Raw genomic sequence first — 18,601 nt, 5'->3', positions numbered from 1 at the left:
CAGACCCGGCCGGGTACGGTCCACCGGCCCCGGTCATCGTAGCGACGACTTGTCGGTTCGCTCGCGCGGGGTCCATCGGTGTGATCAAACAGGCACGGACGGGCTATCGCGCAGGCCGGAATCGCCGCATTCCGGACGTATTCACGGCCCGGAGTGTCGCGGTGTGAGCCCCTCGGCCAGCCGGAACGCCAGCCGGGCGCGGGTGAGCCGGCGCAGTTCGTCGGTGGCGATCACCCGCTCCTCCTCCGGTTCGTTGCCGAGACGTGACCGGATTCCGGCCAGGACCTGGTCGAGCCGCTCGCCCGGACGCACCCCGTCGAGGCTGATCACGAACGCGTGTCCGAAGCTGCTCTCGTACGCGGCGTGGGCCGCCCGCAGTGCCGTCCGGGCCGCCGGCGGCGCCTCGGGGTGCGGCAGGGCGGAGGACTCGGCCGCCAGGGCCGTGTCGAGCTCCGCCCGGGACAGGTCGTAACCGGCCTCGTCGGCGGCGGCGAGCAGGGCGTCGACGGTCGGGTACGGACGGTGGGCCGCCACCCGCTCGGCCCACCGCGGGCTGTGGCAGCAGGAGAGCAGCAGCGCCTCGGCCTCGGCGGCCGAGGCCGCGTTGAAGCCGACGAGACCGCCCGTGTGCCGGGGGTGGGTCTGCTGGGCAGGTATGGCAGGCGTGTCCGTGGAGCCCGGCTTCCGGCAGGGGGCGTGGGTGTCGCTGGTCAGCGTGGGCTCCGGTACTCCGGGACGGGTGGGGTGGACGTGACTCAACGTTATCGACGGGATGAGGGAAGTGTCCGACGGATGCGCGAATTTCACCCGGAAGGGAGAGTTTCGGAACATGTGATGGACGACAGGCTTCCGCTCCGCCCCGCGTTCCGGCCCCTCGCCCGCCCCCGCGCTGTCCCCCGATTGGCCGGACCGGCTTCCGTACGGGAGGATTCCGAATGATGCGGTACTCCATACGGGAGCCCCTCCGGGGCCCCGCCCTCCTGGCGACCGCGGTGGCACTGGTCACCGTGGCGGCCTGCTCGAACGGATCCCCGTCCGGCCCGTCCGGCCCTTCCACCACCTCCGCCGGCACGTCCGCGAGTGCCGCGCCCACCAGCGCGCCGCCCAGCCCGACGCCGACGCCGACGAAGAACTATCCCCTCTCCACCGCGCCGCGGACCGTCCCCTCCGTCCGGGACCACGAGCCCGCCCGCGGTCCCGGCTGGAAGCCCACGCCCACCGGCGGGGTCGTCCTCGCCGCGGACAGCGACGGCCTCGCCGACGAGGGGAAGCTGATAGCCGGAGAGCTCGGCATCCCGTACCGCGGCGCCGTCGCCGCTGGCCCCGGGGACGTCGAACTGGCCCTCGGCGGGACCGGCGCCCCCGAGTCGTACACCCTGACCGTCCAGGACGACCGGGTCCGGATCAGCGGCCCCGACGAGGCGGGCGTCTTCTACGGCACCCGCACCCTCAAGCAGTCCGTGAAGGGCTCCGGCTCGATACCCGAGGGGACCGTCACCGACCGGCCCGCGAAGCCGCAGCGCGGACTGAACGTCGACATCGCCCGCAAGCACTTCACCGCGGCCTGGCTGGAGGACCGCATCCGCGAGATGGGCGACCTCAAGCTCAACCAGCTCGGGCTGCACTTCTCCGACGACCAGGGCTTCCGGATCGAGTCCGCCAGCCACCCCGAGGTCGTCTCCGCCCAGCACCTCACCAAGGCCGAGGTGCGGCGGATCCTCGCCCTCGCGGCCGACCGCCACATCACGGTGGTCCCCGAGATCGACTCGCCGGGACACCTCGGCGCCGTCATCGCCGCCCACCCGGACCTCCAGCTCGCCAGCGCGAGCGGCCGGACCCCGCGCGGGGCCGTCGACATCTCCGACCCGGACTCGGCCCGGATCGTCGACGACCTGCTGCGCGAGTACACGCAGCTCTTCCCCGGGGCGTACTGGCACCTCGGCGCCGACGAGTACGTCGCCCTCATGTCCACGAACCCCGAGGCGACCTACCCGCAGCTCGCCCGCGCCGCGCGCGCCGAGTACGGCGCCTCCGGCCGCGTCCAGGACCTCGCCACCGGCTGGCTCAACGACCGCGCGGCCGTCGTCCGGCCCACCGGCAAGACCCTCAAGGCGTGGAACGACGGCTTCTTCACGGGCGGTGTGGTCAGCCCCGCGAAGGACATCGAGGTCGAGTACTGGACGGGCAAGGAGATCGGCGCCCGCCAGCCCGTCTCGTACCTGAGCGCCGGGCGGAAGCTGGTCAACCTCAACGACGAGTACCTCTACTACGTGCTCGGCCAGCCCAACGACTTCACCTACCCCACCGGCCGCCGCATCTACGAGCAGTGGACCCCGCTCGTCGTCCGCGGCACCACCCCCGTCCCCGCGCGCTACGACTCCCAGATCCTCGGCGCCCGCTTCGCCGTCTGGTGCGACCTCTCGCGCTCCCAGACCCAGGCCCAGGTCGCCGACGGCATCCGCATGCCCCTCACCGCCCTCGCCCAGAAGGTCTGGGACCCGGCGAAACCGGCCCTGACCTGGGACCAGTTCCGGGCGCTGGCGGCGAAGGTGCGCTGACGCGACCTGACGTTCTCCGTGGACGCGATCCGTGCGGACCGCGTAGGTTCCCCCGGCGGCGGCCGCCCGGCCGCCGCGTGTTCCTTGGGGGGAACCGGATGCTCGCACTCCGCAATCCGAACGGCCTGGCGAAAGCCGCGGCGGTCCTGCTCGTCGGCAACATCGTCCTCGACGTCCTGCTCGGTGTCGTCGAGGCCCGCGATCTGCTGGCCGACGAGACGGACTACAGCGACCCGCAGTACTTCCGTCCGGGTTACCTGGCCGTGGCGTACAGCATGTCGTTCGCCCTGTTCGTGGCGACCGGGATCGTCTTCATCGTCTGGTTCCACCGGCTGCGGAAGAACGCCGAGATCTGGGCCCGTGACCTGCAGACCCGGACGCCGGGCTATGCCATCGGCTGCTGGTTCGTCCCGATCGGCAACTTCTGGATCCCGCGGGCGATCGCCGTCGAGATCTGGCGGGCCAGCCGCTGGGAGCCGTACGCCGCCGACGGCAAGCGGGAGCTGACGCTGCTCAACAGCTGGTGGACGTGCTGGATCCTCGCCACCCTCGTGAACTGGATCTCCGGACAGATGTACAAGACGGCGGAGACCACCGAGTCCTGGACGCTCGCGACCCAGTGGTCGCTCGCCGGGTACGTCCTCGACATCGTCGCCGCCGTCCTCGCGATCGGTTTCGTCCGGCGTCTGACCTCTATGCAGCACACCAAGGCCACTGGCATGATTCCGGCCGCGCAGTGACGAAAAGGCGCCGCCCGGCGCAGTAGTGGAAGTACTGCGTCCGCATCGGGTGGCGAGGAGGCGTCCATGACGTCGGGGAACGGCCGGAGCCTGCTGGAACTGATCGACAGGGCTGACGAGCGAGGGCTGGCCGCGGCCGGACTCGCCTGCCTCGACCGCTGTCTGCCGCTGCTGGCCCCCGACCGGGGCGACGCACTGCGTCCCGTGTGGGCGGCCGTCGCGCGCGGCGACGGAGGTGCCTGGGGCGAGGCCGTCGCCAAGGCCCGCGTGGAGCTCGACGTCGAGGGCACGGAGGACGCCGGGGCGGTACGCGGAATGCTGGCCGAGGCCCCGGCCGACTGGACGGCCGAGGCCCTGCGCGCCTGGGCCGCCGCGTGTGCGGCCACCGCCCTCGCCCTGCACGGCCGCTACGACGCCGCCGGGGTCCCCGACGGGCTCGTCGGGCGCTGCCTGGCCGGCGACGCCGAGGGCGCGGGCCCGCTGCTCGCCGGGGAGCTCCGGCGCCAGCAGGCCGTCCTCGACTCGGCCGCCCACGGCCCGACCGGTCTGCGCCGGGCGCGCGAGCTCTCCGTCGAGGGCGGCCGGGTACTGCGTGCGGTCGTCTCGCGCCGCGCCCGCACGGCCTGAGCCTGGCCGGGGCTCAGGCTTCCGGGGGCTGGACGGCGGCCGAGGAGATCGCCTCGGCGATCTCCCGCTCCGCCGTGGCCTTGTCGAGGCCGAGTCCGCTGAGCACGCCCTCGCCGTCCTCGTGCTCCAGGAGGGCGAGCAGGATGTGCTCGGTGCCGACGTAGTGGTGGCCGAGGCGCAGGGCCTCGCGGAACGTCAGCTCCAGGACCTTCTTCGCCGCCGCGTCGTACGGGACGAGCGCGGGCACCTCGGCGGCGGCCGGCGGCAGGGTGGCCGTGACGGCCTCGCGGACCTGTTCGAGGGCCACGCCCTTCGAGGTGATCCAGTACGCCGCGAGCCCCTCGGGTTCGGCGAGCAGGCCGAGCGCCAGGTGCGCGGGGAGGGTCTCGTCGTTGCCGGCGGCCGTGGCCTCGTTCTGGGCGGCCATGACGACGTTCCGCGCCCGGGGGGTGAAGCGGCTGAACCCGGCGTTCGGGTCCATCTTCTCCGCGTCGGGCTCCTTGGGGACGAACCGCTTCTGGGCGGCCTGGCGGGTGACGCCCATGCTGCGGCCGATGTCGGTCCAGGAGGCGCCGGACCGCCGGGCCTGGTCCACGAAGTGGCCGATGAGGTGGTCGGCGACGTCGCCGAGGTGGTCCGCCGCGATGACGGCGCCGGAGAGCTGGTCCAGGGCGTCGGGGTGGACCTTCTTGATGGCTTCGATGAGTTCGTCGAGACGGACGGGGACCTGAAGACCGACTGGATTCGTCATGAGGCAACCCTAGGTTGACACCTCTCCGCTGTCAACGCTTGGTTGACAGTGGAGAGGGTGGAGTGCGCCCAGGGGTGAAGGGGCCGGAAAAGGAGGGGGAAAGGGAGACGACCGGGGCCGCCACCCCCCACAGGAGAGGCCCCGGTCGTCATCCACGGAGCCGCAGCACGGCTCCGTACTCCATACAGCGCCGCCGGTGCGGTTTCTGTCACACCCGCACGTGCACCGGCACGTGCACCACGGGGCGGCCCTCCGAAGGTTGCAAGTTGTACAAAGACCCCGGATCGCGTGGACGCGACGCCGCGACACGACGTAGCGTGCAGATGCGCGAGGCAGCGTGGCGGCAGTGACCAGCCGCGGCGCCGTGACGACGTGACCGACGAACAGGGTTTGGGGAGTGCTGGGGGACGACGCGGAGCTGACGGCCGCGGTGCTCGCTGCGCAGGACGGGGACGAGAACGCGTTCCGTACTGTGTATCGCGCCGTGCATCCTCGGTTGCTCGGCTACATACGGACACTGGTCGGCGACGCCGACGCCGAGGACGTCGCCTCGGAGTCGTGGCTCCAGATCGCGCGCGACCTCGACCGGTTCTCCGGCGACGCCGACCGCTTCCGCGGCTGGGCCGCCCGGATCGCCCGCAACCGCGCCCTCGACCACATCCGGATGCGCGGCCGGCGCCCCGCGTCCGGCGGGGACGAGACCGAACTGACCGACAAGCCCGCCGACTCCGACACCGCGGGCGAGGCCCTGGAGGCACTGGCCACCGGCCACACCATGCGACTGATCGCCCAGCTCCCGCAGGACCAGGCCGAGGCCGTCGTGCTGCGCGTCGTCGTCGGCCTGGACGCCAAGAGCGCCGCCGACACGCTGGGCAAACGCCCCGGCGCGGTCCGCACGGCCGCGCACCGGGGCCTGAGGAAACTCGCCGAACTCCTCGGGGTCGACGGCGAGACGGACGGGACGGAGGAGCCGGGTGGGGAGGTCGTGCCGCTGGACGGTGTCCCTCCGCAACGCGGCCGCGGACCGGGGCCCCGGGCCCCCGGCGGTGTGACGCAATCACGTCCGCGTACGCAGAAGGACATGTGATGGCCGACGAGCGGTACCAGTGGCTCGACCAGGAGGCCGCGGAGCGGCTGCTCCGCGGCGAGCCGGTCGATGCCGCCGACGACCATGCGCGTACCCAGGCGGAACGTCTCTCCGAAGCCCTCGGAACAGCCCGTAGCCACGCCGCCTCCCCGGCCGCGGGCGCCGAACTCCCCGGCGAGGCGGCGGCCCTCGCCGCCTTCCGCGAGTCCGTCGCGGCCCGCGCCGCCGCCCCCGCCCGCACGGCGGCCGGAAACGGCGCCACCGCGACGGCCGACCTCATCGAGCTGGGCCGGGTGCGGCTCGCCCCCGCCGCCGCCCCGGTGCGCCGCTGGGGACGGTCCGTGAGGTACGGGCTGGCCGCCGCGGTCGCCGCCGTCACGGTCGGCGGGGTCGCCGTCGCCGCCGGCACCGGAGTCCTGCCCCTGGTGGGCCCCGCGCCCGCCAGCACCGTCACGGCCGGGGAGAGCGCGGACCCGCTCGTCTCGAAGGAGCCCGGAATACGCCAGGACCCCGAGACGCCCCCGGAGGTACCGGGCGGCGGCGACGGCACGCCCGGCGCGTCCCCCTCCGCCGGCACCGGCTCCACGGCGCCGGCCACCCCCGACCCGGACGGACCCGGCGACGGCACCCCGACGCCGGGCAGGACCACGGCGGACGCGGGTACGGACGCGGGCACGGACTCCGGCGGCCAGGGCGACGCGGGCGGGAACGGGAACGGCGGCACCGACCTCAAGGAGAAGGCCCTCAAGGCGTGCCGGGCCTACCGCGCCGGAAAGCTCGACACCGCCGGCCGGAACCAGCTCAACCGCACCCTGCGCGACGGCGACACCCTGCGCCGCTACTGCGACCGGATCCTCTCCGGCGACACCGGGACGGTCGCCGGGACCGGAAGCACCGGCACCTCCAAGGGCGGTTCCACGGGTGGCTCCGATGGTGGCTCCGACGGCGACACGAAGGACGAGGACCGAGGCGGCTCCGGCAACCGGCGCGGCAGTGCCGGCAGCGACTCCGCCGGGACCGGAGTGTCCGGCGCCGGGGACTCCCGGCGCGGCGACGACCCCCGCGGCGGCACCCCGCTCCCGGCCGCTCTCTCCACCGCGGTCACGGGCGACCAGCCCGCCGGAATCGGCGCCGAGGCACGCGTCCTGCTGCCGGTGTAACACTTCTCGGCCCGTCGGCGCAGTACTGAGTGAGCCGACTGGTCATCGGCCGCGCAGTGAGCCGGGGTTCCCCCCGTACCTACGGCTCCGCGCACCCGGCGCGGGTGGGACACGTTCCCCCGGTCCCACCCGCGCCCCTCATTCCCCTCCCGTCACCGCTACCAGTGGACGACGACCTTGTCGCCGGGCTTCACCTGGTCGAAGAGGGCCGAGAGCTTCACCTTGTCCCGGACGTTGACGCAGCCGTGCGAGGCGCCGGCGTAGCCGCGGGCCGCGAAGTCCGCCGAGTAGTGCACGGCCTGGCCGCGGCTGAAGAACATCGCGTACGGCATGGGCGTGTGGTAGATCGTCGACGTCCAGTCGCGGGCCTTCCAGCCGACGTTGAAGACGCCCTCCCGGGTCGGGGTGTTCTCCGAGCCGAAGCGCACGTCCATGGACGAGACGACCTTGCCGTCGATCATCCAGGCGAGGGTCCGGCTCTCCTTGCTGATGCACAGCACCCGGCCGGTCATGCACCGCGGGTCGGGCGTGTCCAGCTTGTTGGTGGTGGACGGCTTCAGCTCGTCGGCGGTCGGCTTCCCGGTCACGGAGAGCAGCTGCCGCCACGTCGCCTCGTCGACCGAGCCCGTCTGCGGCAGCCCCCGCCGGTTCTGGAACTTCTTGACCGCGCCCGCCGTCATCGTCCCGTAGAAACCGGTCGGCGCGCGGTCGAAGAAGTCGAGCTGCCGCAGCCGCGCCTGGAGCTCGCGGACCTGCTCGGTCTCGTCGCCGTCGCCCATGAGGGGCTTGGACCCGGGCGTGGCCGAGGGGGACGGCGGCTTGTCGTCCGTGGTCGGGGTGGCGGTCGGGGCGTCCGTGGTCGGGGCGGGCGCGGGGGTCCCGGTCGACGGCGGCGCGGGCGCCGTCGTCGGGTTCGCGCCGCCGGTGCCGGCGCCGCCGGAACCGGCCGCGTCGGGCGTACAGCCCGCGGCGAGTGCCACCGCCACAGCCGCCAGTATCACTCTGTGTATGACGGATCCGCGTATGACGGTCGTGGACCGCTTCATCATTGCCCCCCGGGACGAGTCGTGTGTACGTAGGGATGCGTTCCGCCGTGTGTGCGGTTGCGCTCCCGGGGCACGGACCTCGCATCCTGTGAGGGAGGCCACGGCGCGCTGCCCCCCATGGCCCGCGGGCCCGCCGCTACAGTCCGTCGCGGGGGGTCGGCACCGCTGGGTGACACGTCTGTCGGGAGGCACCACGCATGGCGCGCGAGTCGGAGTCGGGTCTGCCCGTCGAGCCGGTCTACGGACCGGACGCCCTGGACGGGTGGGACCCCGCGGAGAAGCTGGGCGAGCCCGGCGCGTACCCCTTCACGCGCGGCGTGTACCCGACGATGTACACCGGCCGGCCGTGGACGATGCGGCAGTACGCGGGCTTCGGCACCGCGGTGGAGTCCAACGCCCGCTACCAGCAGCTGATCGCCAACGGCACGATGGGTCTTTCGGTCGCCTTCGACCTGCCGACGCAGATGGGGCACGACTCCGACGCGCCGATCGCGCACGGCGAGGTCGGCAAGGTCGGCGTGGCGATCGACTCCGTCGACGACATGCGGGTGCTGTTCGACGGGATCCCGCTGGACAAGGTCTCCACGTCGATGACGATCAACGCCCCCGCCTCCCTCCTCCTCCTGCTCTACCAGCTCGTCGGCGAGGAGCAGGGAGTCCCGGCCGACCGGCTGACCGGCACGATCCAGAACGACGTGCTCAAGGAGTACATCGCCCGCGGCACGTACATCTTCCCGCCGAAGCCGTCGCTGCGGCTGATCGCGGACATCTTCAAGTACTGCCGGGCCGAGATCCCGAAGTGGAACACCATCTCCATCTCCGGGTACCACATGGCCGAGGCCGGTGCCTCACCCGCGCAGGAGATCGCGTTCACCCTCGCGGACGGCATCGAGTACGTCCGGACCGCCGTCGCCGCCGGCATGGACGTCGACGACTTCGCGCCCCGGCTCTCCTTCTTCTTCGTGGCCCGCACCACGATCCTGGAGGAGGTCGCGAAGTTCCGCGCCGCCCGCCGGATCTGGGCGCGGGTGATGAAGGAGGAGTTCGGCGCGAAGGACCCCAAGTCGCTGATGCTCCGCTTCCACACCCAGACCGCGGGCGTGCAGCTCACCGCCCAGCAGCCCGAGGTCAACCTCGTGCGGGTCGCCGTCCAGGGCCTCGCGGCCGTCCTCGGCGGCACCCAGTCGCTGCACACCAACTCCTTCGACGAGGCCATCGCCCTCCCTACGGACAAGTCCGCCCGCCTCGCCCTGCGCACCCAGCAGGTCCTGGCGTACGAGACCGACGTCACCGCCACCGTCGACCCCTTCGCCGGTTCCTACGTCGTCGAGCGGATGACCGACGACGTCGAGGCGGCCGCCCTGGCCCTGATGGCCCGGGTCGAGGACATGGGCGGCGCCGTCAGCGCCATCGAGCGCGGCTTCCAGAAGAGCGAGATCGAGCACTCCGCCTACCGCATCGCGCAGGAGACCGACAGCGGCGAGCGGGTCGTCGTCGGTGTCAACCGCTACACCGTCGACACCGAGGAGCCCTACGAGCCGCTGCGCGTCGACCCCGCCATCGAGGCCCAGCAGGCCGACCGGCTCGCCCGGCTGCGGTCCGAGCGCGACCAGCCGGCCGTGGACGCGGCGCTCACCGCGCTCAGGAAGGCCGCGGAGGGAACGGAGAACGTCCTGTACCCGATGAAGGACGCCCTCAAGGCGCGCGCCACCGTCGGCGAGGTCTGCGACGCGCTGCGCGCGGTCTGGGGCACGTACGTCCCCACCGACGCCTTCTAGGACCGCGGGAGATCCGTAGACCCAGGTCACAGCGGAGTGTCGTACCCGTGTGCGACACTCCGGGGATGCTGGGTGTCACCGATCTGCCGACCTATCTCGCGGGCCTCGTCCTCATCATCCTCCTGCCGGGACCGAACTCGCTCTACGTGCTGTCCGTCGCCGCCCGCAAGGGCACCCGGACCGGATACAAGGCCGCCGCCGGGGTGTTCACCGGCGACGCGGTCCTGATGACGCTGGCCGCGCTCGGCGCCGCCTCGCTGCTCCAGACCACCCCGCTCCTCTTCACCGTCGTCAAGTACGCGGGCGCGGGCTACCTCACCTGGATGGCGATCGGCATGCTGCGCGCCGCGTGGGGCATGTGGCGCGGCCGCGGCGAGACGCCCGCCCTGGAGCCCGAGGAGAGCCCGGCCGTCGCGGGGGAGAACCCGTACCGCCGCGCGCTGCTCATCAGCCTCTTCAACCCCAAGGCGATCCTCTTCCTGATCTCCTTCTTCGTGCAGTTCGTGGACCCCGGTTACGCCTACCCGGCGCTGTCGTTCCTCGTCCTCGGCACGCTGCTCCAGATCGGCAGCTTCCTCTACCTCACGATGCTGATATTCGGCGGCACCCGGCTCGCGTCCGCCTTCCGCCGCCGCAAGCGCCTCTCCGCCGGGGCGACCTCGGCGGCCGGCGCCCTCTTCCTCGGCTTCGCCGCGAAGCTCTCGCTCAGCAGCGCCGCCTGACGCCCCGCCCCGGCGCCGCTTGACCCTGACACCGTGTGAGGGCGTTCCGTAGGAGTCGTCATGTTCACCATCGGAGACTTCGCCCGGCACGGGCGGGTGTCGGTCCGGATGCTGCGTCACTACGACGCCCTCGGACTGCTGCGCCCGGCCCGGGTCGACCCGCACACGGGCTACCGCTTCTACACGGCGGACCAGCTCGCCCGGCTCAACCGCGTCATCGCGCTCAAGGACCTCGGCTTCACCCTCGACCAGGTGGGGGCGATCCTCGACGAGCGGTTCGACGCGGACGAGCTGCGGGGCATGCTGCGTCTGCGCCAGGCCGAGCTGGAAGCGGCCCTGGCGGAGGCGCGGGCACGGCTCGCCCAGGTCGGCGCGCGTCTCCAGGCCATCGAGAGCGAGGGACGCATGTCCACCCAGGACGTCGTCGTCAAGAAGATCCCCGCCGTCCGCGTCGCGGAGCTGAGCACGGTCGTCGCCAGCTTCGGCCCGCACGACATCGGCCCGGCCATCGGACCGCTGTACGACGAGCTGTGCGGCCGCCTGGAGGCCGCGGGCCTCACCGGCTTCGGCCCGGGCATCGCGTACTACGAGGACGCCGGCAGGGGGGACGGTTCGGTCGCCGTGCACGCCGCCATGACCGTCCCCGAGGGCACGGCCGTGGAGGGCGTCGAGGTGCGCGTCCTGCCCGCCATCGAGGAGGCGGCGACGGTCGTCCACCGCGGCTCGATGGACGCCATCCTGCCGACCGCCCAGACCCTGGCCCGCTGGATCGAGGCCAACGGCTACCGCTCGGACCACTACGCGCGCGAGCTGTACCTGGAGTGCCCGGAGGACCGTTCGCAGTGGGTGACGGAGATCCAGGAGCCGATCTCCCGCGCCTGAGCGCCGCGCCTGAGCCGCGTGCTTGAGACGCACGCGCCCGGGCCGTCCGGGAGGAACCGTACGGCCCGGTGGCGCGCGGCTACCGCTTGAGCGCCTTGCGCAGCCGCAGTGCCCGGCGGGCCAGCCGGCGGACCCGCGGGTGACGGGGGAGCGGGAGGCCGCCGGGCAGGCCGAGGGCGGTGAGGCGGCGGCGGGTGAAGTGATGGCGGGTGCGCGCGGCGAGCGGGCCCGACAGGTGCCGGACCGCCGCCTCCCGCAGATCGGGCCGGATCTTCGGCTGCATCGCGAAGCCGACCGCCGCGACCAGGTCGTTCAGCCGCCCCGTGCCGAGTGCCGCCGTGTCCTCGTCCGCGGCGTGCTCCTCCAGCGGCGGGACGACGGCGTCCACGACGGTGAGGGGGACGCGGTTGCTGTTCTGGTACGGGGTGAGCCGTTCGAGGAGCGCCCGGGTGCCGACACGGGCGACCGGCAGCCCGTAGAAGGTGTGCGCGGTGAGGAGCGCCGTGGAGAAGCAGCCGACGACGAGGGCGGGCCGCAGCTCGCGGTAGAGCACCTCGGCGAGCACGGGCCGGTCCTCGACGGTCAGTTCGGCGCCGAGCGCCTCCGCCTCGCGGACCAGCGTCCGCGACCAGGTGTCCGGGGCCGTCGGGTGCGGCTTGAAGACGAGCCGCCGGTGGCCCCGGGCGACGGCGCCCCGGACCATCCGGAGGTGCAGCTCCTCCTCCTCGGCGACGGACAGCAGGTCGAGCGCGGCCAGGTACTGGCCGAGGAGCAGGACCGGACCGTCCTGCCCGGGCCCGGCGGCGGGACCCGCCAGCTCCTCGACGCAGGCGGTGAACGCCCCGGTGGGCACGGGCTCGGCCACCGCCCCGAACTCGGCGAGCAGCAGGGGCGCGAGCCCCGGCACGAGGTCCAGGTGGAGCAGCCGGCCCACCCGGCCCCCGACCAGCGGGTCGATCTTGTTGCGGGTCGGCCCGTAGCTCATCAGGCCGTCCGCGTAGGCGGTGATCGGCGCCTCGGGCAGCAGCTGGGCGATGGCGAGCGCGGGCGTCACCTGGAGCGACTCCAGGGCGAGTTCGATCCGGTCGTCGCCGAGGTCCCACAGCCGCCGCAGATGGCGCTGGAGCAGCGGGAGGTCGCTCGCGCGGGGGGTCCAGCCGGCGGGGTGCAGCGGGGAGATCGTCTCGTTCCAGGACAGGACCGTGTCGAAGCGGCCGCGCAGCCGCGCGAAGCCCTCGGCCTCGTCGAGGGCGGGGGTCGTCTCCGGGACGGCCGCGTTGTTGACGACGAGCAGGATCCGCCGGTCGGCGGGCCCGAAGCAGCCGCTGTCGAGGGCCGCGGCGAGGGTGACCGCCCCGTAGAGGGTGGAGGCGCAGAAGATCTGCGTGGTGCGGCGGGGGGCCGGCGGGGTCGTACGGCCGCTCATGCCGCCACCTCCACGGTGCCCGTACCGCCGCCGGACGCGGGGCGGCGCCGGCGCAGCGCCCGCAGCGTCGAGGCCCGTTCCGGGCCCATCGCCGGCAGGACCTCGTCGAGGACGTCCCCGGGCATCCGCCGCAGGGCGCCCGCGCTCATCTCCTTCAGCCGACGGGCCACGTCCGGCTCGAACCGTTCGATCGAGCCGATGTGATGGGAAATCACCGCGCAATACGTGCGGACGGCTTTCGGGAGAAGACGGCCGGCGTCCCTGTCCTTCGCCGTTTCCTCGATCACCTGGTCGAATGCGCGGATGAAATCCAATTGCCGTACGTCGCCGATCTGGGTGAGTGAGGTCGAAACGCCCCGCCGGTAGAAGACGCCGAGTTCACCGACCGCGGCGAACGAATCCGCCTCCCGGTGAAGCCGCCAGATCCACGGCCGGTCCTCGGCCGTCCGCAGGCCGTCCGGGAAATGCAGCAGCCCCCGGTCGAGGAGCCGCCGGTGGTAGATGCCCGCCCAGGCGTACGGGTAGTCGACGGAGGTCGTGCGGTGGGCCGGCAGGATCGCGTCCCGCGGGTCCAGCACCTCGGCGCGCCGGGCGACCGGCGCCCGCCGGACGGCCCGGTTCCGGCCGGTGACGGAGACGTGGTCGGTACGGAGGAAGTCGCAGCCGAGTCCCTCGGCGGCGGCGACGAGGCGGCCGTAGTGGCCGGGGGCCAGCCAGTCGTCCCCGTCGAGGAAGGCGATGTACTCGCCGCGTGCCGCGTCGAGGCCGGTGTTGCGGGCCGTGGCGAGGCCCTCGTTCCGCTCGTGCCGGATCAGGACGGCGCCCGGGAGCTCGCGCGCGGCCCGTTCGAGGAGCTCCGGAGTCCCGTCCGACGAGCAGTCGTCGACCAGCAGGAACTCGAAGTCCTCTCGGGCGTTGGCCCGCAGGCTCGTGAGGGTGTCGGGGGCGTATGTCTGCACGTTGAAGAACGGCACGACGACGGAGAGCTTGACCACGCGGCCGACGCTAGGCGCCGACCCGGCATTCCCACCGACCGGCGGGGGGCGGTTCGGTGAACACCAAGCGGCAGACGGATTAACCGCCTTTACCGGCACCGGAATCCGGCGGTCGCCCGTCCGGAAAACGAACCACTTCAGAAGTCGGAGAGGCTCTGTTCACCGTTTGTTGCGGCCCAGTTGGGACGGAAAGCGGAATGCCCTTCTAGCGTCCTCGGCGTGCCAGCAAGTACCAGAGAAGCGGTGCGGGTCGCCGTACTCGCCGACTCCGACACCCGGTGGAAATGGGGCGCCCTCACCGCGCGCCGCATCACGTCGGCGACCGCCGAACCCACCGGATTCGTCCTCCGGGGACGGGCCACGCCCACCGCGCGCCAGCTCACCGAGACCGGGGTGTCCACGACCGCCCCGCGCGAGGTGACCGGCGCCGACTTCCTGCGCGAGGTACGGGACGCGGAGACACGCGGCGAGGGGTACGACGTCGTCGTCCTCGCTCTCGTCGGCGGCACCGTCCGGGCCGTCCTCCAGGGCCTGGCCGACCTGGCCCTGGAGCGACGCCCGGTGATCGTCACCGGCTACGTCGGCGTCGTCTACGAGAAGCTGACCGACGGCCTCCTGCTGCGCCACGGCGCCGACGTCGTCCTCGCCAACTCCCGTCACGACGCCGAGCGTTTCCGCGACGTCTACGAAGGCGTGGGAGCCGGCGCCGACGCCGTCGTCGAGGCCGCGCTGCCCTTCCTCGGCGGCGCCCCGCACACACCCGAGGCCGGCCGCGACACCCTGGTCTTCGCCGCCCAGCCGTCCGTGCCCGCCACCCGCGCCGAACGCGCCTACGTCCTGCGGCGGCTGATCGGACACGCCCGCCTCCACCCCGGCCGCGAGGTGCTCCTCAAACTCCGCTCCAAGCCGGGCGAACACACCACGCACCTGGAGGAGTTCCCCTTCCAGAAGCTGGCCCGCACCCTCGACCCGCCACCCAACTTCCGCCTCGTATACGGGCACATGGGCGAGGTCCTGGACCGCACGGACCTCCTGGTCACGGTCTCCTCCACGGCCGCCCTCGAAGCCCTCCACCGGCGGATCCCCACCGCGATCCTCACCGACGTCGGGGTCCGCGAGGCGCTCGGCAACCACCACTTCGTCGGCTCCGGCCTGCTGACCTCCTTCGACCGGCTCGACAAGGGGCTCGCCCCGGTACCCGACGAGACCTGGCTCGCCCGGCAGGGCGTCGCCTCCGACGGATCGTACGAGTCGGCCTTCGACGCGGCCCGGGACCGGGTCGCCGCACTCCTGACGCTCCCCGCGTTGCCCCCGATCACCCCCTACTACACCGCGGAGACGGCACCCGGCTACCTGCCCGGGATCCTCGCCCGCCACCGCCTGGACGTCACCGCGCCGGAACCCCGCGAGAGCGGCCTGCGCCGGGTCGTCCGGGAGGCCGCGCGGGGCGCGTACCGCCACGGCGTGCAGCGCGTCGCCCCCGTCATCCGCCGCCTGGGAGAACTCTGATGACGACGACGAAGCCGAGCACCCCGACCGTGCTCGCCGTGATCCCCGCACGGGGCGGTTCCAAAGGCGTCCCCGCCAAGAACCTCGCCCCCGTCGCCGGGGTCCCCCTGGTGGCCCGCGCCGCCCTGGCCTGCCTCGGCGCCCGCCCGGTCACCCACGTCATGGTCTCCACGGACGACCCCGCCATCGCGACGGCGGCCCGCACCGCGGGCGCCGACGTCGTGCACCGCCCCGCCGAACTGGCCGGCGACACCGCCACCAGCGAGGCGGCCGTCCTGCACGCCATGGACGCCTTCGAGGCCACCCACGGCCGGCCGGCCGACGTCGTCCTCCTCGTCCAGTGCACGAGCCCCTTCCTCACCTCCGCCGAGATCGCGGACACGGCCGACCGGATCGTCTCCGGCGCCGCCGACACCGCCTTCACGGCCGCCCCCTCGCACGGCTTCCTGTGGCGCGACCCCCAGGACGGCGCGACGGGCGCCACCGGCGTCAACCACGACAAGGCACACCGCCCCCGCCGCCAGGACCGGGAGCCCGAGTACCTGGAGACCGGCGCCGTCTACGCCATGGACGCGGCCGGCTTCCGTACCCACCGGCACCGCTTCTTCGGCCGCACCGCGCTCGTCATCACCGACGCGGCCCGCGTCCTGGAGATCGACGACCCGCACGACCTGGCCCGCGCCAGGGCCCTCGCGCCGCTCCTCGACGAGCCCGCCACCCCCGGCTTCGCCGACATCGACGCCGTCGTCCTCGACTTCGACGGCACCCAGACCGACGACCGGGTCCACCTCGACGCCGAGGGGCGCGAGTTCGTCTCCGCGCACCGCGGCGACGGCCTCGGCATCGCCGCCCTGCGCCGCGCCGGCCTGCCCGTCCTCATCCTCTCCACGGAACAGAACGCCGTCGTCGCCGCCCGCGCCCGCAAGCTCAGGATCCCCGTCCTGCACGGCATCGACCGCAAGGACCGGGCCCTCAAGGAGTGGTGCGAGGCCGAGGGCATCGACCCCCAGCGCGTGCTCTACGCCGGCAACGACGTCAACGACCTGCCCTGCTTCCACCTCGTCGGCTGGCCCGTCGCGGTGAGCAGCGCCCACGACTCCGTACGGGCCGCGGCCCGCGCGGTCACCGTCACCCCCGGCGGCTCCGGGGCGATCCGCGAGATCGCCGCGTGGCTCCTCGGACCCGAGCTCGACACCCCCTCACGCACCACCACCGACTCGTAAGGAACCGCACCATGAACACCCGTCTGCGCACCTTCGGCGAGAAGACCGCCGGCCCCGGCCGGTCCGTGTACATCACCGGCGAGATCGGCATCAACCACAACGGCGAGCTCGAGAACGCCCTCGCGCTCGTCGACGTCGCCGCCGACGCCGGCTGCGACGCCGTCAAGTTCCAGAAGCGCACCCCCGAGATCTGCACCCCGCGCGACCAGTGGGACATCGAGCGGGACACCCCCTGGGGCCGGATGACCTACATCGACTACCGCCACCGCGTGGAGTTCGGCGAGGACGAGTACCGCGCCATCGACGAGCACTGCGCGAAGCGCGGCATCGACTGGTTCGCCTCCCCGTGGGACACCGAGGCCGTCGCCTTCCTGGAGAAGTTCGACGTCCCCGCCCACAAGGTCGCGTCCGCCTCCCTCACCGACGACGAGCTGCTCCGCGAGCTGCGCGCCACCGGCCGTACGGTCATCCTCTCCACCGGCATGTCGACGCCGAAGCAGATCCGGCACGCCGTCGAGGTCCTCGGCAGCGACAACATCCTGCTCTGCCACGCCACCTCGACCTACCCGGCCAAGGCCGAGGAGCTCAACCTCCGCGTCATCCAGACGCTCCAGGAGGAGTACCCGAACGTCCCGATCGGCTACTCCGGCCACGAGACCGGCCTCCAGACCACGCTGGCCGCCGTCGCCCTCGGCGCGACCTTCGTCGAGCGCCACATCACCCTCGACCGCGCCATGTGGGGCTCCGACCAGGCCGCCTCCGTCGAGCCCCAGGGCCTCCAGCGCCTGGTCCGCGACATCCGCACCATCGAGACCGCCCTCGGCGACGGCGTCAAGAAGGTCTACGAGTCCGAGCTCGGCCCCATGAAGAAGCTCCGCCGGGTCCAGGGGCTCGTCACCGCATGACCGGGCAGCTGGCGTTCGTCGAGAGCCCGGTCCAGCTCCTCAACGTCCTGGAATGGGCGCACACCCAGTCGACCGCCGCCGGCGCCGCCGCGGCCCCCGGCGACCCGGGGGCCGCGCCCGCCCACACCGCCGCCGGACCCGGTCTCCCGGCCCCGGCGGCCCCCCTGACGGTCGTCGTCCTGTCGCCGACCGACCCCATGTCGCGGGGCCAGCTGCGCCGGATGGCGCAGCTGGCCCGGGACGAGGGGCTCGCCGTCCGCTGGCAGGAGGCCCGCGGCGGCCGGGGCGCCCTCGTCCGCACACTGCGGGAGCTGGCCGGGCCGCTGCGCGCGGCGGAACGGGTGATCATCGGAGACCCCTTCTCCCGGTACGTCCAGCTACTCCTCTCACTGTTCTCGCCCCGGCACCTGACGGTGGTCGACGACGGCACCGCCACGATGGAGTTCGCCGCCCAGCTCGGCCGCGGCGAGCGCCTGGTGCGCTGGCACCGCAAGGGCCGCCTGGGCCCGCGCGAGCTGGTGCTCGCCCCGGTGACGTCGCTGGCCCGCCGCCGGCTCGCCCCGGCCCGGGGCCGTACGGTCGAGGTCTTCACCTCGCTGCCGGTCGAGGCGCCCGGAGACCTCACGGTCACGGAGAACTCCTTCGCGTGGACCCGGAGCCGTTTCGGACCGCCGCGGCTCACCGGCGGCGCCGACCTGGTGGGCACCTCGCTGGTCGAGACGGGGGTGGTGGACGCCGGTCACTACGCGCGGGTGGTGGGCGAGCTGGCCCGGGACCACGGCGCGACCCGTTACTTCGCGCACCGCAGGGAGAGCGCCGAGAAACTGCACCGGATCGCGGTCGACACGGGCCTGCAGGTGGTCAGGCCCGATCTGCCCCTGGAGCTGATCGCCCGGCGCGGCCCCATCGGGCGTACGGTCGTGAGCTTCCCGTCCACGGTGGTGCACACCCTGCCGCTGGCCCTCGCGGGCACGGGGGTGAAGGTCGCCGTCTGCGAGATCGCGCCCGAGTGGCTGCGGGAGAGCGCCTCACCGCGTGCCCAGGGCTTCCTGTCCGTGGTGACGGGCACGGCCGCCCACGAGGTCGACCGGCTCACCGCGCGGGTGACATCCCCGACAGACCGGCTCGAATTCGGCTGAGCGTACCCACATGGGAGGGTCTTCATGCCCGGCAAACCGAGATTCTTTCCCCT

Annotated in this window: 17 protein-coding genes; 12 read left to right on the top strand and 5 right to left on the bottom strand. The window is 73.2% G+C overall.

The window, feature by feature from the left end; genetic code table 11:
* Positions 1 to 141: 141 nt before the first annotated feature.
* Positions 142 to 759: a 2-oxo-4-hydroxy-4-carboxy-5-ureidoimidazoline decarboxylase gene (locus tag ACFVZH_RS10400; RefSeq protein ID WP_384895317.1), complete on the bottom strand. Its 618-nt coding sequence runs from the start codon at positions 757 to 759 to the stop codon at positions 142 to 144.
* Positions 760 to 935: 176 nt separating this feature from the next.
* On the opposite strand from ACFVZH_RS10400, the gene ACFVZH_RS10395 reads away from it, so the two are divergent.
* The 3 genes from ACFVZH_RS10395 (at position 936) to ACFVZH_RS10385 (ending at position 3,925) form a co-directional block, all read left to right on the top strand.
* Entirely contained in the window at positions 936 to 2,558 is a 1,623-nt protein-coding gene (locus ACFVZH_RS10395) for a glycoside hydrolase family 20 protein (protein WP_384895315.1), read from the top strand.
* A gap of 98 nt (positions 2,559 to 2,656) precedes the next feature.
* Positions 2,657 to 3,298 (top strand): DUF4328 domain-containing protein, encoded by a 642-nt coding sequence (locus ACFVZH_RS10390; RefSeq protein WP_384895313.1) that lies wholly within the window; start codon positions 2,657 to 2,659, stop codon positions 3,296 to 3,298.
* A 66-nt stretch (positions 3,299 to 3,364) separates the two neighbouring features.
* Positions 3,365 to 3,925: a hypothetical protein gene (locus ACFVZH_RS10385; RefSeq protein ID WP_384895311.1), complete on the top strand. Its 561-nt coding sequence runs from the start codon at positions 3,365 to 3,367 to the stop codon at positions 3,923 to 3,925.
* A 13-nt stretch (positions 3,926 to 3,938) separates the two neighbouring features.
* On the opposite strand, the gene ACFVZH_RS10380 is transcribed toward ACFVZH_RS10385, so the two are convergent.
* The gene (locus tag ACFVZH_RS10380) at positions 3,939 to 4,676 is read right to left on the bottom strand and encodes a Clp protease N-terminal domain-containing protein (protein WP_384895309.1); all 738 of its coding nucleotides are present in this window, start codon (positions 4,674 to 4,676) and stop codon (positions 3,939 to 3,941) included.
* A 397-nt stretch (positions 4,677 to 5,073) separates the two neighbouring features.
* Here ACFVZH_RS10380 and ACFVZH_RS10375 point away from each other — a divergent pair, with 397 nt between their 5' ends.
* Together ACFVZH_RS10375 and ACFVZH_RS10370 are read left to right on the top strand one after the other, a co-directional pair.
* The gene (locus ACFVZH_RS10375; RefSeq protein WP_384895307.1) at positions 5,074 to 5,763 is read left to right on the top strand and encodes an RNA polymerase sigma factor; all 690 of its coding nucleotides are present in this window, start codon (positions 5,074 to 5,076) and stop codon (positions 5,761 to 5,763) included.
* Positions 5,763 to 6,923 (top strand): hypothetical protein, encoded by a 1,161-nt coding sequence (locus ACFVZH_RS10370; RefSeq protein WP_384895305.1) that lies wholly within the window; start codon positions 5,763 to 5,765, stop codon positions 6,921 to 6,923. The genes ACFVZH_RS10375 and ACFVZH_RS10370 overlap by 1 nt, the downstream gene beginning before the upstream one ends.
* A 158-nt stretch (positions 6,924 to 7,081) precedes the next feature.
* On the opposite strand, the gene ACFVZH_RS10365 is transcribed toward ACFVZH_RS10370, so the two are convergent.
* Complete coding sequence (locus ACFVZH_RS10365) at positions 7,082 to 7,909, bottom strand: peptidoglycan-binding protein (protein WP_384895303.1); 828 nt, start codon at positions 7,907 to 7,909, stop codon at positions 7,082 to 7,084.
* 257 nt (positions 7,910 to 8,166) lie between these two features.
* Here ACFVZH_RS10365 and ACFVZH_RS10360 point away from each other — a divergent pair, with 257 nt between their 5' ends.
* From ACFVZH_RS10360 to ACFVZH_RS10350, 3 genes are all read left to right on the top strand, one after another.
* The gene (locus ACFVZH_RS10360) at positions 8,167 to 9,747 is read left to right on the top strand and encodes a methylmalonyl-CoA mutase (RefSeq protein WP_384895301.1); all 1,581 of its coding nucleotides are present in this window, start codon (positions 8,167 to 8,169) and stop codon (positions 9,745 to 9,747) included.
* Positions 9,748 to 9,812: 65 nt separating this feature from the next.
* The gene (leuE, locus tag ACFVZH_RS10355; RefSeq protein WP_384895299.1) at positions 9,813 to 10,469 is read left to right on the top strand and encodes a leucine efflux protein LeuE; all 657 of its coding nucleotides are present in this window, start codon (positions 9,813 to 9,815) and stop codon (positions 10,467 to 10,469) included.
* A 60-nt stretch (positions 10,470 to 10,529) separates the two neighbouring features.
* On the top strand, positions 10,530 to 11,351 hold the full coding sequence (locus ACFVZH_RS10350; RefSeq protein WP_384895297.1) for a MerR family transcriptional regulator: 822 nt from the start codon (positions 10,530 to 10,532) through the stop codon (positions 11,349 to 11,351).
* Between the two features lie 79 nt (positions 11,352 to 11,430).
* On the opposite strand, the gene ACFVZH_RS10345 is transcribed toward ACFVZH_RS10350, so the two are convergent.
* The gene (locus ACFVZH_RS10345; RefSeq protein WP_384895295.1) at positions 11,431 to 12,777 is read right to left on the bottom strand and encodes a polysialyltransferase family glycosyltransferase; all 1,347 of its coding nucleotides are present in this window, start codon (positions 12,775 to 12,777) and stop codon (positions 11,431 to 11,433) included.
* The gene (locus tag ACFVZH_RS10340; protein ID WP_384895293.1) at positions 12,774 to 13,772 is read right to left on the bottom strand and encodes a glycosyltransferase family 2 protein; all 999 of its coding nucleotides are present in this window, start codon (positions 13,770 to 13,772) and stop codon (positions 12,774 to 12,776) included. The genes ACFVZH_RS10345 and ACFVZH_RS10340 overlap by 4 nt, the downstream gene beginning before the upstream one ends.
* A 219-nt stretch (positions 13,773 to 13,991) precedes the next feature.
* On the opposite strand from ACFVZH_RS10340, the gene ACFVZH_RS10335 reads away from it, so the two are divergent.
* From ACFVZH_RS10335 to ACFVZH_RS10320, 4 genes are read left to right on the top strand one after another with little or no spacing between them, the layout of a single operon-like run.
* The gene (locus tag ACFVZH_RS10335; RefSeq protein ID WP_384895291.1) at positions 13,992 to 15,281 is read left to right on the top strand and encodes a DUF6716 putative glycosyltransferase; all 1,290 of its coding nucleotides are present in this window, start codon (positions 13,992 to 13,994) and stop codon (positions 15,279 to 15,281) included.
* The gene (locus tag ACFVZH_RS10330) at positions 15,281 to 16,504 is read left to right on the top strand and encodes a cytidylyltransferase domain-containing protein (RefSeq protein ID WP_384895289.1); all 1,224 of its coding nucleotides are present in this window, start codon (positions 15,281 to 15,283) and stop codon (positions 16,502 to 16,504) included. Before ACFVZH_RS10335 ends, ACFVZH_RS10330 begins: the two co-directional genes overlap by 1 nt.
* An 11-nt stretch (positions 16,505 to 16,515) precedes the next feature.
* Positions 16,516 to 17,409: an N-acetylneuraminate synthase family protein gene (locus ACFVZH_RS10325; protein WP_384895287.1), complete on the top strand. Its 894-nt coding sequence runs from the start codon at positions 16,516 to 16,518 to the stop codon at positions 17,407 to 17,409.
* Positions 17,406 to 18,548, top strand: a complete 1,143-nt coding sequence (locus ACFVZH_RS10320) for a hypothetical protein (RefSeq protein WP_384895285.1) — start codon at positions 17,406 to 17,408, stop codon at positions 18,546 to 18,548. The genes ACFVZH_RS10325 and ACFVZH_RS10320 overlap by 4 nt, the downstream gene beginning before the upstream one ends.
* The last annotated feature ends 53 nt before the right edge of the window (positions 18,549 to 18,601 follow it).

Source organism: Streptomyces sp. NPDC059534, assembly GCF_042743475.1.
Taxonomy (GTDB): Bacteria; Actinomycetota; Actinomycetes; order Streptomycetales; family Streptomycetaceae; genus Streptomyces.
The sequence above is the reverse complement of the archived record's forward strand: the minus strand, read 5'-3'. Positions and strand labels throughout refer to the sequence as shown.